Origin of the sequence: Alloprevotella rava, from assembly GCF_014195585.1 — a bacterium.
In the GTDB taxonomy this organism is placed as follows: Bacteria; Bacteroidota; Bacteroidia; order Bacteroidales; family Bacteroidaceae; genus Alloprevotella; species Alloprevotella rava.
This window is the reverse complement of sequence record NZ_JACICA010000008.1, coordinates 44,962-62,084: the sequence shown is the minus strand read 5'-3', so window position 1 is coordinate 62,084 and position 17,123 is coordinate 44,962. Positions and strand designations below refer to the sequence as shown.

Genomic DNA, 17,123 nt, shown 5'->3' with positions numbered 1-17,123 from the left:
TATGGATTTAGTGTGGAAACTTCTTCGCCAGCATATTAGCCTCAGCCAATTAGTAGGCTTCTTTTTTGCCAATCTCTTTGGTATGTGGGTTGTGATGCTTGGCATTCAATTCTATAAAGACGTTATTCCTGTATTCAATCAAGAAGATAGCTTTATCAATGCAAACTATCTTGTCTTATCTAAGCATATCACAACGGTAGGGACACTTAGCGGACATGGGAACTCCTTTAGCGAGTACGAAATAAAGGATATTGAGAAACAACCCTTTGCAAAACGTGCTGCTCCCTTCACGACTTCGCAATACAAAGTAAATGCAGCTATGAGTATGAGTGGTGCTACTCCTTTCCAAACGGATATGTTCTTCGAGGCTGTTCCCGACAGTTTCGTAGATACTCCGAAAGAGGCATGGACATATAAACCTGGCGAAACAGAAGTCCCCATCATCATGCCGCGTACTTACATTGCGCTGTACAACTTTGGCTTCGCGCAGAGTCGTGGCTTACCCAAAGTGAGCGATGGGCTTGTAGGGCTTATCAATATGCAGATATATATCAACGCTAATGGCCAACACGCACAATTCAAAGGTAAGATACTTGGTTTCTCCAACAGAATCAACACTATCCTTGTTCCAAAAGCATTTATAGACTGGAGCAATGAAAAATTTGAACCAGGAAAAACAGAAGATCCTTCCCGCGTTATAGTAGAAGTCCATACCCCGACGGACGAAGGTATTGCTAAATATATGCAAAAGAAAGGCTACGATGTAGAAGACAACAAGTTGGATGCAGGCAAAGCTACCTATTTCTTGAAAGTCATTATTAGCCTTGTTATGCTCGTTGGACTGCTCGTAAGTATCTTGAGTTTCTACATCCTTATGCTTAGTATTTATCTACTAGTTCAAAAGAATAGTACAAAACTAGAGAACCTACTGCTCATCGGCTATAGTCCACAACATGTTAGCAAGCCTTATCAGATGCTCACTTTGGGCATGAACGCAGCGGTCCTTATCTTTGCGTTTATCTTGCTCCTTGTATGTCGCAATTATTATCTGGGAATGATAGAACTCATCTTCCCCCAAGTACATACTCAAACACTACTTCCTGCCATTCTTTCTGGCCTCTCCATTTTCTCCTTGGTAAGCATCATCAACTCATTGGCCATCAGAAAAAAGATTCTGAAGATTTGGTATCGTAAAGACTAAACACCATATGCAACAACTCATCCAACTCTATAAACAATACTCTGGGAAAACTCCCGCCTCATGTGAACCATTAGCACAAGCTGGAAGTAATCGCAAATACTTCCGTTTAACAGCCGACGATGGAACTACTTGTATTGGAGTTATTGGTACATCACAAAGAGAGAACCACAGTTTTTTATATCTCTCACGTCATTTTAAGGAAAAGAATCTTCCTGTCCCAGAAATCTATGCGGTTTCTGAAGATGAAAGCAGATATTTGCAGGAAGATTTAGGCAATACGTCTCTATTTTCTGCCCTGCGGAGAGGACGAGAGGCTAACGGAGATTATAATCAAGAAGAAATAGAACTCATCAAGAGAACAATTAAAATACTTCCTCATTTCCAAATCGAAGGAAATGAAGGATTAGATTATACTCAACTCATTGCTCCTACTCACTTTAATATAGAGTCGGTGATGTTTGACTTAAACTATTTCAAATATTGCTTTCTCAAAACTACAGATATAGATTTTGATGAAGTTTTACTACAGCGCGATTTAGAACAGTTTGCAGCGGATCTCTGCACCAATACCCCACACTTTTTCCTCTATCGTGATTTCCAAGCGCGCAATGTAATGCTCAAAGAAGGTAAGCCCTATTTTATCGACTTCCAAGGAGGCAAAGCTGGCCCCTTACAATACGACATTTCTTCCTTTCTTTGGCAAGCTTCTGCAAAATACGGAGCCGAACTTCGCCAAGATGCCATTAAAACATATCTTGAAGAATTACAGCACATTTCTTCAGGAATTGCAAAAGACTATACAAAACGACTACCACACTTTGTACTTTTCCGCCAACTCCAAGTGCTTGGAGCATACGGGCTACGTGGACTCTTCGAACATAAACAACACTTTCTGCAAAGTATTCCTCCTGCTCTCAAGAATCTCCGTTTATTGCTCGACAATAATGTCACAAAAAAATATAAATTCCTCAATAAGATCTTACGTCGTTTAACAGAATTACCAGCATATAACAAAGCCAACGAGAGGGTAAAAGTTTCTAAAAACAAACTTATCGTAAGTGTATGGAGCTTTAGCTATAAAAAAGGGCTACCAGCCGATGAGAGTGGCAATGGTGGAGGCTATTACTTCGATTGTAGATCCACACACAATCCTGGTCGCTACGAACGCTACAAACAACTTACAGGATTGGATGCCCCCGTAATACAATTTCTTGAAGAAGATGGAGAAATTCTACCTTTCTTAGAACACGCGTATGCACTGGTTGACTTTCATGTAAACCGATATATCGAACGCGACTTTACGCATCTTATGGTCTGCTTTGGTTGCACGGGCGGACAGCATCGTAGTGTCTACTCTGCACAACACGTTGCCGAACACATACATAATAAGTTTGGGGTCGAAGTACGCCTCTGCCACCGAGAACAAGGCATCACGCAAATACTGAAATAATTATTCCCCAAAACACAAAAATTCCGAGTAGGAAACAATATACACAAAGAAGAGAGCGTTTATTAGACGTATGAGAAGATTCGTAATAGCTTTACTCCTTTGCCTTATAGCTCTCCCCTCCTTTGCCCGTCGTACCAAAATTTTCGGTACGGTAAAGGATGAAAGCGGGAGTCCTGTAGAGATGGCCAATGTTAGAATTAAAGGTTTGCCCATTCTAACCATGACAGACTTAAAGGGATTCTACACCATATATTGTGAAAGTACTGATTCTGTAGAAGTTATATACTCACAAATAGGTTATGGTAGTCGCCGCCGCCTATTGCGTAATCCAGGAGACTCAGTGCGTCTGGATATAGTCCTTCACAATAGCATGGACTATGAACTCGGAGGCGCAACCGTTCTAGGACAAAAGCGTGAAGCTACTACCGAACAGCGCATTTCGACAGAAGCACTAAACAATACTCCTTCAACAACGGGTAATGGTGTAGAGGAACTCATACAATCTCAAGCGGGAGTTTCTACCCACAGCGAGCTCTCTTCGCAATACAATGTGCGAGGCGGTTCTTTCGACGAAAATGTTGTTTACCTGAATGGTTTAGAAGTCTATCGCCCCTTACTTGTGCGCTCTGGACAGCAAGAGGGTTTATCAATTATTAATCCGGACATGGTGGAGCGCATAGCTTTTAGTAGTGGAGGTTTTGAGGCGCGCTATGGAGACAAGATGTCTTCGGTTCTTGACATTACCTACAAGCATCCCGAAAAGTTTGAAGCAAAAATCAACGCTTCACTTTTAGGAGCTGGAGCATATATTGGTTGGGGGAATAAGTACATGGACTTCATGACTTCTGTTCGCTACAAAACCACCCGCTATCTTTTGGGATCTATGGATACTCAAGGTGAGTATAAGCCAAACTTCTTAGATTATCAAGGCGCTTTTTCTTGGCGTCCCTCAAGGAAGTGGACTATTGACTTACTGGGAAATATCTCCGATAACAATTATAATTTCTATCCCAAGAATCGTGAGACGTCTTTTGGAACACTAAACGCACCCAAAACCTTCACTGTCTACTTCGATGGCCAAGAAAAGGATCGTTTCCGTACGTTCTTTGGTGCGGCCACCATTACGCGCCATCTCTCTCCCGAAACTTTCCTTGCACTTCAAATGTCTACTTTCTCGACCATGGAACATGAGAACTACGACATACAAGGAGAATACTGGTTACAAGAAGCCACTTCGCAAGAGCAGCTAGGTGTGGGAACATACATGGAACATGCTCGAAACCGTCTCAAAGCGAATGTGTACAATGTCGGACTTCGCTTCCGCACAAAGGCTACTAAGGCGAGCAACACTTTGAATAGCCACACCTTACAAGTAGGGCTAAACTGGTTAAACGAACGTATCAAAGAAAACAGCCGCGAATGGGAAATGCGCGACTCTATGGGCTACAGCCTACCCTATGATGAAAAAGCACTACGCCTCATCTATAGTCTGAAATCTGTAAACAAAATTCATACAAATAGGGTCGAAACTTTTGCACAAGATTCCTGGCGCTTCAATACAAAGGCTGGACTTTTCAACTTCACCTATGGCGTGCGCTTCAACTATTGGGATTGGAACAAAGAATCCCTCATCTCGCCACGTGCAAGTCTTGGTTTTCTTCCTGCCTCAAACGATCATTGGACCTTGCGCTTTGCCACGGGCCTTTACTACCAAGCACCCTTCTTCAAAGAACTTCGCGATACGACGCTAACAAATGGAATTGCAACTGTCAGAATGAACCGTAACATCAAATCTCAACGATCTATCCATTTTGTGCTGGGGGCAGACTACTCCTTCAGAATGATGGATCGCCCCTTCCGATTCACGGCAGAAACTTACTATAAAGCGCTGTCCAATCTCAACCCTTACAGCATCAACAACATTCGTGTGGTTTATTATGGCCGCAACATTGCATCTGGATATGCAGCAGGATTAGATTTCAAACTCTTTGGCGAATTTGTACCAGGGACAGATAGTTGGGTGACTTTCTCTCTCATGAAAACGCAAGAGAAAATAGACGGACAATGGTTGCCGCGCCCTACGGATCAACGCTACAATTTATCGGTTTTCTTTACCGACTATTTCCCGGGAAGTACACGTTGGCGTGCAACACTGAAGATGGCTTTTGCAGGTGGACTCCCCTTTGGTCCACCTCACACGGATCGTAAATTTCAAACCTTCCGAGCACCTGCCTATAAGCGTGTAGATCTAGGCGTCTCCTATCGTGTACCACTTCGCTGGCAACGACAACAAGAAGCTGGAGTAGAAACTGCACGACACCATCTGTTCAAAAATATTTGGTTCGGCATTGATTGTTTCAATCTCTTAGGTATCGACAACGTAAACTCGTACTACTGGGTAACGGATATTACCAATACGCAATATGCCGTACCCAACTATCTCACAGGCAGACAAATTTCTGCGCGCTTCAGCATCGAATTCTAATTGTGCAACTGCCTCAAAAAAATATAACAATTATTATTCTAATCCGTAATATCTATGGTATAAATATTACGGATACACAAAGGAGATTGCTGTTGCATTTTTCAAATACTACAAAATGAAATAAACAAATTACAGCAAGAGTTTTACAAAGATCTCGAGCAAAGAAAAAATAAGATAAGAAATAAGGCGGAATTTGAAAATCACAATACTTTACTAACTCCGCCTTTCTAAAATATATTTGAAAAGTCAACGCTTATCCATTCTGCATCTCTCGTAGTAATTCACGTTGTTTCTCTGTCAAGTCAGTAGGCAACTGTACATTATAGGTGACAATCATATCACCAAAAGAACCATCTCCACGATCATATCCCTTTCCACGCAATCTTACTTTTGAACCATTTTGCGTTTCAGGTTTCACTTTTAATTTTAAACTAGAACCATTAGCTGTACGCAAGATAATCGAACCACCCAGCAGAGCTGTATACAGATCTATATTAACCGTAACGCTCATTGTACCTTCATGGCGTGAACGCCGAAAGGAGTTAGAACTTCCACCAAAATTATGCCCTCCACCAAACAAGTTCTCAAAGAAAGAGGAAAAGCCTCCTCCACCAGAAAACTGACTAAAATCAAATCCTTCAAAGCCATCGCCACCATTAGTACTTGCACGATAACCACCAGCGTGATTAAAAGCATCAACATCCCGCCAATGCTCACCATATTGGTCGTATTTTCGACGTTTCTCTGGGTCGCTTAGCACATCATAGGCCTCATTCAAAGCTTGAAACTTAGCCTTTGCTTTGGGATCATCGGGGTGTAAATCAGGATGAAACTGCTTTGCACGCTTTTTAAAAGCCAAGCGAATATCCTTCTGAGGAGTATCGCGTGGAATTCCCAAAATCTTGTAATAATCAATAAATGCCATTTTAGTATTTTATTTTACTTTTTGCATTTACAAAAAGAGTGCCCAAAAAAGAAAAATACTCACTTCCAAACACACTGCATGTTCTTACCTATCAAGAACTGACAAGAATATCAATTAAGCATGGTGATAAGGTTCACCATTAAGAATGGTCATCGCTCGATAAAGCTGCTCAATAAAAAAGAGGCGTACCATTTGATGACTAAAAGTCATTCGAGAAAGAGAAATTTTCTCTTGGGCCAAATCATAAATGTCTTGACTGAAGCCATAAGGACCTCCGATAATAAAAACCAAGCGACGGCCACCTCCATTAAGACGACGCTGAACATGGTTCGCAAATTCAAAAGAAGATAATTCCTTTCCGCCTTCATCCAGCAGAACCACATGATCGCCTGCCTTCAAAAGTTGGCGAATCCCCACACCTTCTGCCACCTTCTGCTGCTCGAAACTCAATGCTTTATTATTTTTCAAATCTGGAACAGTCTGCACTTCAAACGGGAGATAATGAGTGATGCGCTCCGCATAATCAGCAGCAAGCGCAATAAGGTGTTTGTCAACAGTTTTACCGACTTGTATAAATACAACCTTCATAGAAAAATACATTCATTAAGTTGTTCATCGTGTGGCCCTACAGAAACTTTATCTAACATTTGAAAGGGGAAACAATAACCTATACGCCATGCTCGACGACCACATTCGTGCAGAAATCGATCATAGTAACCACGCCCTCTTCCCAAACAATGACAAGATGTATCAAAAGCCATTCCTGGTACAAGTATCAAATCGAGTTGCGAATAGTCAGTAAGCACCTCGCCCTGTGGTTCGAGAATATGAAAAGCCCCTTCTGCTAAAGATCCTGCCCCAAGATATCGGCGTATTTCCATACGCTCTTCATCAATCACTGCAGGTAGTCAAACTTTTTTATGACTATCAAGTGCATGTACTAGTATTGCAGTCATATCTGGCTCATCCGGCAAAGAGGAAAATAACACCATATTCTTTGCGGCCTGATAATGAGAGTTCTCAAAAAGACGTTTTTCGAGCCGCTCACTATAGGCAGCAAGTTGAGTAGTATCAAAGGACTTTTTCACATCACGGATAGCTTCCCGTTGTGCGTCTTTTTAGGTTCGTACCATTGAGCCAAAGGATAAAAAGATGTGGTATGCAAAAGACGAGACACAAGTGCCACTTTGCGATCAGTTCCTATATGGAAGAAAACAGACGCACTGGAGGGATGTGCATAAGCCGTTGCAGAAAAGGGAAACGCCTTCCCTTCTCGAATAAGTTTCACTGCAGTTTGAACAGCTGCATCGCTACGATTTGTATATATAATGGCAGCTTCCTCATCAATAGCATCTGCAAGAATATTCGATATGAGGTAACGCTCAAATAACGTTCGCGACTGTATCAACATTCGCGAACGACGTCGCAAACCATTTTTCTCGGCATAAGTAGCAAAGTCCTCCACTAATGAACTTTTTTTCAAAAAAGTGATCATATTATCGAGTCCTGAAATACCACTGAGTTGTTTACGTCTATTATCAGTAAAGACATAAGCGAACTGATACATTAGACCATTAAGATAAGCCTCGCGGAAATAACTCGTCATATTGAGTGTATCTGCAGGAATAAAAACATCGGGGATGATACCTCCACCACCATAAACAAAACGACCGCGCACCGTCTTGTACTTCTGTCCACTCGTCTTGATACTATCGGGATTATAATATTCGCCATGCTTCTCGCGTAACAATAAGTCTGCCTCGTAATCTTCCTCATCTCCAAGTTTATACGGCTTTTGCACACACCGACCAGAAGGCGTATAATAACGAGCCTTCGTGAGGCGTAGCATACTGCCATCTTGGAATTCGATAGGAACTTGTACCAATCCTTTACCAAAAGTACGGCGGCCAACAATCATTGCACGATCATTGTCCTGCAAAGCACCACTCAGAATTTCGCTTGCAGAAGCACTCGTTTCATCAACAAGCACCACCAACGGAAGATTCTGATAACTACCGCGACCATCACTTCTGAAATCTTCACGAGGACTCTTGCGCCCTTGTGTATAAACTATGAGGCGATTCTTTGGTAAGAATTCATTGGCAATCTGTACTGCAGGCTGCATATACCCACCAAGATTTCCTCGCAGATCGAGAATCAAACCTCGAAAACCTTGCGTATTGAGCTGCGCCAAAGCAGAAAGAAATTCGGAATATGTATTGTCACCGAAACTATTGATACGAATGTAACCAACACTATCATTGACTTTATAATCAGCTGTTATACTTTTTACAGGAACATCACCACGCGTCACAACATAGCTAAGCATTTGTTTTTGTCCAGGACGAACAATACCCAAGCGAACTTGAGAACCTTTTTGCCCCTTCAGGCGATTTCGAGTTTTATCAGCCGTGATAGTGTCGCCCACATAAACTTTACTATCAATACTCACTATGCGATCACCAGCTCTAAGCCCTACGCCTTCCGACGGTCCTCCTTTGACAACCTTTATGACACGAACCGTGTCTTTATAGACAGTAAATTGTACGCCGATTCCTGAGAAACTACCCTTAAGATCTTGCATACTGGTTTCCACATCTTTTGCACTGATATAGGCAGAGTGTGGATCAAGCTGCTTGAGTATTTCAGGCATAGATTTCTCTACTAAATCTGGAACACTAACAGAGTCAACATATTCATCATCAATAAGATGAAACAAGTCATTTATCTTATTTGTAGAAGTATTTATAATGCTCAATTTTCGACCTGAGAAATGTGAAGCGAAAAAACTACCGATAAGTATTCCAACTATAACACCCACTGAAACAAGCAGCGGGACAAAACGTGTCTGATTTTTAGTCATTGCTATCTAAAAACAAATGTTCTACAACAATACCTGCTCTTTCTAAAAGTTCAACCCCATCATGCAAACGATAGTCACGTGCATAAATGACACGGCGTATACCTGACTGAATAATAAGTTTAGCACATTCAATACAAGGCTCGTCTGTTACATACATTGTAGCCCCATCTGAATTATTCCCAGATCGAGCAATTTTTGTAAGAGCATTAGCCTCAGCATGAAGAACATAAGGTTTTGTTACATAATTTTCATCCTCACATACATTCTCAAAACCAGAAGGCGTGCCATTATAACCATCGCTAATTATCATCTTATCCTTGACAATAAGAGCACCTACTTGGCGACGCTTACAATAAGAATTTTCGGCCCAAATACGCGCCATGCGCAAATAGCGTTTATCTAAATCGGTTTGCTTATCTTCTATAGTCATTTATAACTAATAATTATATTGTTATCCTTATCAAATGAATTTTCACTTTAAGATACCATCGCGTCGCATTAACGCATCTATCGTCGGCTTACGCCCACGAAAGCGGAGATACAATAGCATGGGAGGCTCTGTCCCACCCTTTGACAAAACATTATCGCGAAAACTTTGAGCTATTGTAGTGTCAAAGATTCCCCTCTCTTTGAAAAGAGAAAAGGCATCAGCATCTAAAACTTCGGCCCACTTATAACTGTAATATCCCGCGGCGTATCCGCCCGACATGATATGTCCAAATTGCACACTCATACAAGCCTCTGGAATTATTGGCAGCAACTGGACGCGCTCCCAAGCCTTATGCTCAAAAATCCGAACATCTGCATCGAAAAAATCCTGCGTTGTATAGTAAGCCATGTCTAAGAGACCAAAACTTACTTGCCGAATACAAGCATAGGCAGCTTGGAATGTACGACTTTTCTGTAATCGCTCGATATAATCATCTGGAATGGTTTCACCAGTCACATAATGTTGAGCAAAGGTTTGAAGGAATTCTTTTTCAGTGCTATAATTTTCCATAAACTGAGAAGGCAATTCCACAAAATCCCAATAAACATTTGTGCCACTCAAAGACTGATAACGAGTATTAGCAAAGATGCCATGGAGAGAATGACCAAACTCGTGAAGAAAAGTCTCTACTTCTCCGAGAGTCAAGAGAGCTGGTTTGTCAGCCGTAGGCTTACTGAAATTCATCACTAGACTTATATGAGGACGCGTTTCAGCACATTGCTCTTTATAAGATGTCATCCATGCACCACTTTGTTTACCCGAACGAGGAAAGAAATCTGCATAAAGAACGGCCAGAAAACTGCCATCTTTATCAAAGACCTCATAGGCATCCACATCGGGGTGATAAACTGGAATATCCTCATTTTTTTTAAATGAAATTCCATAGAGACGACTGGCTAAGCCAAAGATTCCTCGCTTAACAGCAGACAATTCAAAGTAAGGGCGTAGCACCTCTGGGTCGAGTTCATATTGTTCTACATAAAGCTTATGGCTATAATAGCTAAAATCCCAAGGCTGAAAATCTTCAATCCCATCTGCTTTTGCACGCTCTTCAACAATTCCAACTTCTTGCTTTGCCGGCTCCAGGTATGCATCTATAAGTTTATTCAGCAAATCATATACATTCTCCGTTGTTTCTGCCATACGACGCTTCAAAGCATAAGCAGCGTAAGTAGGATAACCTAACAACTGTGCAACTTCGCGACGGAGATTCACAATTTGGCGAACCACTTCAAAATTATTATTATCATCTGGCTGTGTACACTGACTGTTGTAGGCCAAATACAACTGACGGCGGAGTTCACGATTATCCGCATATTTCATAAAAGGCCCGTAACTTGGAAATTTCAAGGTAAATAGCCAGCCATCTTTGCCTTTTTCTTTTGCAGCTTCAGTAGCTTGTGTCAACTGACTTTCAGGCAGGCCGCCGAGCAGTTCTTCTTCATCGACAAATAACTCGTAGGCATTTGTTGCTTTGAGATGATTCTGTGAAAAAGTAATTGTCAGCTGCGAAAGTTCAGACGTAAGAATGCGCAACTTTGCTTTATCCGCTTCATTCAAGTTTGCACCGCTTCGCTCAAAGCCTTCATATGTTTTTTCTAGTAACATACGCTGCTCTGCCGTTAAGCTGTCTGGCGCATTATTATAAACAGCTTTCACACGACTAAATAGCTCTACATTGAAGTTTATATTATTTGTGTGCTCTGAAAGTAGCGGAGCCATACGCTGCGTAAGTTGATCCAATTCGTCATTAGTTTCCGCACTAGAAAGATTGAACATTACGGTTGTTGCACTAGCAAGCAAATGATCTGTCGTATCCATTGCCTCAATCGTATTTTCAAACGTTGGAGGTGCTGGATTCTCTATGATAGCTTTTATCGCCTCATTTTCCTGACGCATACCCTCAAGGATTGCTTCTTCTATATCCTTCAACGTGATGCGATTGAAAGGAAGGGTCTCATGAGGTGTTCCATATTGTGTATAAAAAGGATTCATTCTTTTCTTTATTTCTGATTGAGTAATCGTTGTATATCTTCAAACTTGTCACCTTGATTCAGCGACATATATAGACGATACAACAGTGGCCCCCAAAGTTGCAGTCGATTTGGTGCTTGATCGCGATACAATTCCAAATACGGTCGAGCCATAAGATAATAGTTGCGGCGTTTTTTTAGTGCCTCCCTATAAGCATGACTATTGATTGTAGTGGGTAGTTCAACTTGCGCAGCCAAATTACAATAAGCCGCACCAATGTAATAATTAGCATCAATAATTGTAGAGTCCTGCAAGAGGATTTGTTGGGAATACTCGATAGCTTCACGATTCTTCCCAAGGTTCATCAAAGCTAAACCTTTAGCAGCTAAAAAATAAATATTTCTTGAATCCACATTCTGCAACAAAGAATCCGCAAGGTTCAGCGAGGATTTATAATCTCCATGACCGGTGTAGTAATCGGACAACTCCGTAAAGAAGAACGCATCATTAGGATAGGCCTTCAATCCCTCTCTTACATATTGAAGATACGCCCCTGAATCTCTTACTGCTGCATAAGCTTCAGCAGTTGTTTTCAGAATACCGGCCCGCATTTTTGTTGTGTCTTGCAAAGCTATTGTCGCATAATGAATTGCCATTCTATATTCATTCCGTAGGTAGGCAGCACGCATAAGAACTGCAGCCGTCTGTACATATTCGTAAGATTTCAGAACAGATTTATCACTCCCCCATAAAGCAGTGCTTGGGATGTCTACGGCCATTTTTAGCAGGCTGACCGCCTCTTTGTAGTTTTTCTTACTATAGAAGTAGCGCCCTCCTACGGATAGATTACGATAATAATGACGGAGAATTTCTCCATGAGATTTCTGAAACACGATACGCCCCTTCCCTTTTGCCAACAAAAGATGTTCGGAAGAATCGCACTTGAGCGCATAATCATAAATGCCATAAATCGTGCGAAAAAACTGCACAGTATCGTAGGGTTGCTTTAGATAAGCTTTTTCATTAAGGGTTTCATTCAATTTCATATTAGCCTGCATACCATAATCATACAATTTGGGATAAGTGCAAGCCTCTGAATCTTTCTCCAACTTACGCACCTGGTTGAGCAGCTCAGAAGCGTTCTTCTGTTTAAGGAGTAATTTCAAGTTTTTCAGCACTTTTTGTGCCGATAAAGACGAAAAGCCCAACGTCAGAAATAGAGAAATAGAGATTAAAATTCGATAAAACATTGGCTCAATAAGCTTTTAGTTCTTTTGTTAGTATGCAAATTTAAGACAATCTATGCAAAGCACAAAACTCACTTAAATAATAGTCGCTGCAACTATATAGTTAGAAATAGAGAAAATAAAAACGGAGAAAAACTTGTTCACCACCAACTCATACACAAGTGTGTCATCTTACCCAAAATAAACGTAAGCGCAAATATCCTTATAGCGTTTTAAAATACAATAAGCCTATCAGCTGACATCCTTATTGCGTCAGCCGACATCCTTATTGTAATTACGACTGCATTTATAGCTCAAAATAGGTCCTTATTTTAGTAGACAGCTATAATTAAAAAAGATGTCTTACCTTTGTAGATTCTAAGGATAAAAGCAGCATGAACGAGTTTATATTACATTCTGATTATCAACCAATGGGCGACCAGCCTGAGGCGATCCGCCAGCTTACAACTTGCGCTAAAGATGGAGCTCCCGCACAGGTCCTTCTAGGTGTTACGGGATCGGGAAAGACATTTACAGTGGCCAATGTTATTAAAAATCTCAACAAACCTACATTAGTTTTGAGTCATAATAAAACATTGGCGGCACAACTCTATCATGAATTTAAAGGTTTCTTTCCTGAAAATGCAGTAGAATATTATGTATCTTACTACGACTATTATCAACCTGAAGCTTACATTGCCCAAACGGACACTTATATTGAAAAAGACTTAGCCATCAACGAAGAAATTGATAAGTTGCGACTTTCGTCTCTTTCAGCATTACTTAGCGGCAGAAAAGATGTCGTCGTTGTTAGTTCTGTGAGCTGTATTTATGGTATGGGAAACCCTGCAGCTTTCTATGAAAATGTAATAGAACTAAGAGCTGGCAGACCATTTGTACTCAATACTTTATTACGAAGATTAGTAGATGGGCAATACGTGCGCAATGATGTAGCCCCAAAAGCTGGAGATTTTCGTGTAAATGGTGATACTGTCGATATTCTTTTAGCCTACTCTGATGACATCCTTCGCATAACATTTTGGGGAGATGAGATAGAAACTATTGAAGAAATTGATGCACAAAGTGGAATCCGTTTAGGAACTTTTGATCAATACAAAGTTTATCCTGCGAATCTTTTCCTAACTTCAAAAGACACGCAAGAATTGGCCATCCGGCAGATACAGGACGACCTTGTACTGCAATGTAAGAAATTTGAAAGCGAGGGAAAATCTTTAGAGGCTAAACGATTGAGCGAGCGGGTAAATTATGATATAGAAATGATCAGAGAGTTGGGGCATTGCAGTGGTATTGAAAATTATAGCCGCTACTTTGATGGCCGCAAACCAGGTACCCGCCCCTATTGCCTTTTGGACTTCTTCCCAAAAGATTTCCTCATTGTCATCGACGAAAGCCATGTGACAGTACCACAAATTAGAGCCATGCGCGAAGGCGATCGCAGCAGAAAAGAAGCCTTAGTGAATTACGGTTTTCGCCTGCCAGCAGCACTCGACAACCGTCCCCTAAGCTTTGATGAATTCCACGAAATAGCTAATCAAGTGATCTACATATCGGCTACACCTGCAGATTATGAACTGCAAGAAGCAGAAGGGGTTGTTGTTGACCAGGTAATCCGACCTACGGGCTTGTTGGACCCTACCATAGAAGTGCGCCCAAACGATTACCCTGTAGATGATTTAATGGATGAGATCAGAACGTGTATCCATCGCGACGAACGCGTACTTGTGACCACACTAACAAAAAAAATGGCAGAAGAATTGAGCGAATATCTCATTGATGCAGGCATCAGAACAGCTTATATACATAGCGACGTAGACACATTGGAACGCGTGCGAATCATGGAGGATCTACGCAGAGGAGTGTACCAAGTACTTGTAGGTGTCAATCTGCTGCGTGAAGGACTCGACCTTCCTGAAGTGGCACTTGTAGCCATTCTCGATGCAGACAAAGAGGGTTTCCTTAGAAATGCCCGAAGCCTCACACAGACAGCAGGGCGTGCTGCCCGCAATGTAAACGGCCGTGTCATTATGTATGCCAACAAAGTGACAGGAGCTATGCAACAAACGATTGATGAAACAAATCGACGTCGAGCCAAACAGATAGAATATAATCAGAAGCATGGCATCAAACCTACTCCGATAAAGAAGAGCATTGGTGGCAACGAACTAACAAAAATTTCTGAGGAACAGCAACAAGAAAAGGATATTTATAGAGGAACACTATCAAGCGAATTTAACGAAACTATAAATATCGCAGCAGAAGCTGCTGCTGTCTACGGAGCAGAAGAATCGAAAGAACAGAGGCGCGAGCGCCTTCAGAAAATGATGAAGGAAGCAGCTCACAAGTTTGACTTTATATTAGCCGCTCAGATACGAGATGAACTTTTAGCACTTGACAAGAAATAAGCATTTATTTGTATTTCAAGTTTAGAAAGCATAACTTTGCAACAAATGAAATAGAACATGCCTATGATTAAAGAAGCACATTTATGGAATAAAATAATGAAAGCAGCACTAGCCATCCCTGGTGTCTGCATTGATCGTCAAGTGTTTCTCTCTTCTACATTCAAAGATGCGCTACCTCCAGAGGAGCTAAGCCAAGTGCTTGAGCTACGTCCTGCCGTTGTCATTAAACGCTCGGTTATAGATAATTTGGCAACACGCCTTATAAAATATCATACGCGTGCTGTCACAACACTTTCTACCTTGACAGGACTTCCTGGTGGACCTGCTATTTTGGCATCCATCCCAACGGACTTAGCACAATACTATTATCACGTATTTGTTCTTGCGCAAAAACTTGCTTACTTATATGGTTTTCCCGATCTGCGCGAAAAAGATGAAAAAGGGAAACCACAGGTGACAGACGACATGATGGATATGCTTACCCTCTTCGTTGGTACGATGATGGGAGCTGACATTGCTAACAAAGTACTGCGCGATATTTGCTTAGACATCACGGTGCAAATAGCGAAAAAAGTACCCCAACAAGCTCTTACCCGCTCTATCTACTACCCATTAGTCAAACAAGTGGCACAACATATAGGCGTTGATCTTTCTAAAAACTCGGTATCAAAAAACATTGGAAAATTTATTCCAATCATTGGCGGCATTGTCTCAGGAACTGTCACCTATGCTACTTTCTATCCTGGCGCACAACGCTTACAAAAGACCTTACACAAACAAATGGATCTTTTAGGAATAGAAAGCTCCGAAGCGAAGATTCAGATACCGAATGATGACATCGAGCGCCTCGTGGTCAAAGCCCTTATCAATATGAGCTTAATGAACGAACGAGGCAAGGAGAAGAAACAAAACTTTATTCTACAATATCTGCAACACACAACGCTCATAGATACAGAGAAGAAATCTTTTGCAGAAGCCCTTCGTGAAGAACACGCATTCAAAGTAGACTTCAGAGAATTCAAAGACGACCCTGTGTGCTCCACTCAACTAATGCGATTACTCACTGAAATCATTAACATGAGTAATAAAATCAGCATCAATGAAAAAATTTATTTTCATAAAATAGCCCGCGAACTTGGCTACTCCACATCAGATCTCGAAGAATTCCTCCAAGAAAAATAACATACAAATCATATAATTATGTCAGACAAAATAGGACTGGCCAGCGATCATGCAGGCTTCAAGCTAAAAGAATTTGTAAAAACCTACCTAGAACGAAAAGGTCTAGAGTGGGAAGATTTTGGAACAAACTCAGAAGAGAGTTGCGACTATCCTGACTATGCTCACGCCTTAGCTACTGCCATTGAGAGAGGAGATATAAAACGCGGCATAGCCATCTGCGGTAGCGGAGAAGGTATTAGTATGACACTCAACAAGCACCAACAAATCAGAGCAGCACTTGTTTGGATTCCAGAGATAGCTCATCTTACTCGACAGCATAACGATGCGAATGTTTTATGTATGCCTGGTAGGTTCATCAATGAAGAAGAAGCTGAGAATATTATGGACGAATTCCTCAATACACCTTTTGAAGGAGGACGCCACACACGCAGAATTGAGAAAATTCCCGTTCCAAATGTGTGATTTTCCTGCTTCCTCTTTGTGCTTCAAGCGTTTTACACTATCTTTGCACTCGCTAAAAAAAATAAGTAGAAACAAACAATTGATGCAAAAATGACTAAAGCAGATTTAGTATACGCCATTTCTGAAAAAACAGGCTTGGATAAACGCACCGTTCTCAATATCGTTGAAGCCTTTATGGAGACAGTGAAAGATTCTCTCGCTGATGAGAAAAATGTTTACCTCCGTGGCTTCGGTAGTTTTATACTCAAAAAACGTGCACAGAAGACGGGACGAAACATTACACGAAACACTACACTCATCATTCCAGAACACAACATTCCAGCATTCAAGCCCTCGAAAGAATTCAGCCAACTGGTAAAATAAGATTATCCACATTTTAACGTTAAAAAATAAAAGATTATGCCAAACGGTAAGAAGAAAAAAAGACACAAGATGTCTACGC

General features: G+C 41.2%; 14 protein-coding genes. 7 read left to right on the top strand and 7 right to left on the bottom strand.

What is annotated here, in order from left to right; genetic code table 11:
* Nucleotide 1: 1 nt before the first annotated feature.
* The 3 genes from FHS60_RS07615 to FHS60_RS07605 all read left to right on the top strand — a co-directional run bounded on the left by FHS60_RS07615 (nucleotide 2) and on the right by FHS60_RS07605 (nucleotide 5,136).
* Nucleotides 2-1,201, top strand: coding sequence for an ABC transporter permease (locus tag FHS60_RS07615; RefSeq protein WP_183697236.1), 1,200 nt, complete (start codon nucleotides 2-4; stop codon nucleotides 1,199-1,201).
* Nucleotides 1,202-1,208: 7 nt separating this feature from the next.
* Complete coding sequence (locus FHS60_RS07610) at nucleotides 1,209-2,651, top strand: RapZ C-terminal domain-containing protein (protein WP_183697232.1); 1,443 nt, start codon at nucleotides 1,209-1,211, stop codon at nucleotides 2,649-2,651.
* A gap of 70 nt (nucleotides 2,652-2,721) precedes the next feature.
* On the top strand, nucleotides 2,722-5,136 hold the full coding sequence (locus FHS60_RS07605; RefSeq protein WP_183697230.1) for a TonB-dependent receptor: 2,415 nt from the start codon (nucleotides 2,722-2,724) through the stop codon (nucleotides 5,134-5,136).
* A gap of 253 nt (nucleotides 5,137-5,389) precedes the next feature.
* On the opposite strand, the gene FHS60_RS07600 is transcribed toward FHS60_RS07605, so the two are convergent.
* The 7 genes from FHS60_RS07600 to FHS60_RS07570 form a co-directional block, all read right to left on the bottom strand.
* Entirely contained in the window at nucleotides 5,390-6,061 is a 672-nt protein-coding gene (locus tag FHS60_RS07600; RefSeq protein ID WP_009348279.1) for a DnaJ domain-containing protein, read from the bottom strand.
* A gap of 114 nt (nucleotides 6,062-6,175) precedes the next feature.
* A complete protein-coding gene (gene rlmH / locus FHS60_RS07595; protein ID WP_009348280.1) occupies nucleotides 6,176-6,649 on the bottom strand; it encodes a 23S rRNA (pseudouridine(1915)-N(3))-methyltransferase RlmH in 474 nt (157 codons plus the stop codon).
* A complete protein-coding gene (locus FHS60_RS07590) occupies nucleotides 6,646-6,960 on the bottom strand; it encodes a 5-formyltetrahydrofolate cyclo-ligase (RefSeq protein ID WP_338081922.1) in 315 nt (104 codons plus the stop codon). Before FHS60_RS07590 ends, rlmH begins: the two co-directional genes overlap by 4 nt.
* A 185-nt stretch (nucleotides 6,961-7,145) precedes the next feature.
* Nucleotides 7,146-8,924 carry a S41 family peptidase gene (locus FHS60_RS07585; RefSeq protein WP_183697223.1) on the bottom strand — a complete coding sequence of 593 codons (1,779 nt, stop codon included), beginning with the start codon at nucleotides 8,922-8,924 and terminating at the stop codon, nucleotides 7,146-7,148.
* Nucleotides 8,917-9,354: a dCMP deaminase family protein gene (locus FHS60_RS07580; protein ID WP_009348284.1), complete on the bottom strand. Its 438-nt coding sequence runs from the start codon at nucleotides 9,352-9,354 to the stop codon at nucleotides 8,917-8,919. Before FHS60_RS07580 ends, FHS60_RS07585 begins: the two co-directional genes overlap by 8 nt.
* Before the next feature lie 42 nt (nucleotides 9,355-9,396).
* On the bottom strand, nucleotides 9,397-11,409 hold the full coding sequence (locus FHS60_RS07575; protein ID WP_183697220.1) for a M3 family metallopeptidase: 2,013 nt from the start codon (nucleotides 11,407-11,409) through the stop codon (nucleotides 9,397-9,399).
* 8 nt (nucleotides 11,410-11,417) lie between these two features.
* Nucleotides 11,418-12,638, bottom strand: coding sequence for a tetratricopeptide repeat protein (locus FHS60_RS07570; RefSeq protein ID WP_183697217.1), 1,221 nt, complete (start codon nucleotides 12,636-12,638; stop codon nucleotides 11,418-11,420).
* Between the two features lie 371 nt (nucleotides 12,639-13,009).
* Here FHS60_RS07570 and uvrB point away from each other — a divergent pair, with 371 nt between their 5' ends.
* From uvrB to FHS60_RS07550, 4 genes are all read left to right on the top strand, one after another.
* Nucleotides 13,010-15,037 (top strand): excinuclease ABC subunit UvrB, encoded by a 2,028-nt coding sequence (uvrB, locus tag FHS60_RS07565; protein WP_183697214.1) that lies wholly within the window; start codon nucleotides 13,010-13,012, stop codon nucleotides 15,035-15,037.
* Nucleotides 15,038-15,100: 63 nt separating this feature from the next.
* On the top strand, nucleotides 15,101-16,219 hold the full coding sequence (locus tag FHS60_RS07560; protein WP_221189657.1) for a hypothetical protein: 1,119 nt from the start codon (nucleotides 15,101-15,103) through the stop codon (nucleotides 16,217-16,219).
* Nucleotides 16,220-16,237: 18 nt separating this feature from the next.
* The gene (gene rpiB / locus FHS60_RS07555; protein ID WP_009348289.1) at nucleotides 16,238-16,681 is read left to right on the top strand and encodes a ribose 5-phosphate isomerase B; all 444 of its coding nucleotides are present in this window, start codon (nucleotides 16,238-16,240) and stop codon (nucleotides 16,679-16,681) included.
* Between the two features lie 90 nt (nucleotides 16,682-16,771).
* Complete coding sequence (locus FHS60_RS07550; protein WP_009348290.1) at nucleotides 16,772-17,044, top strand: HU family DNA-binding protein; 273 nt, start codon at nucleotides 16,772-16,774, stop codon at nucleotides 17,042-17,044.
* Nucleotides 17,045-17,123: the final 79 nt, after the last annotated feature.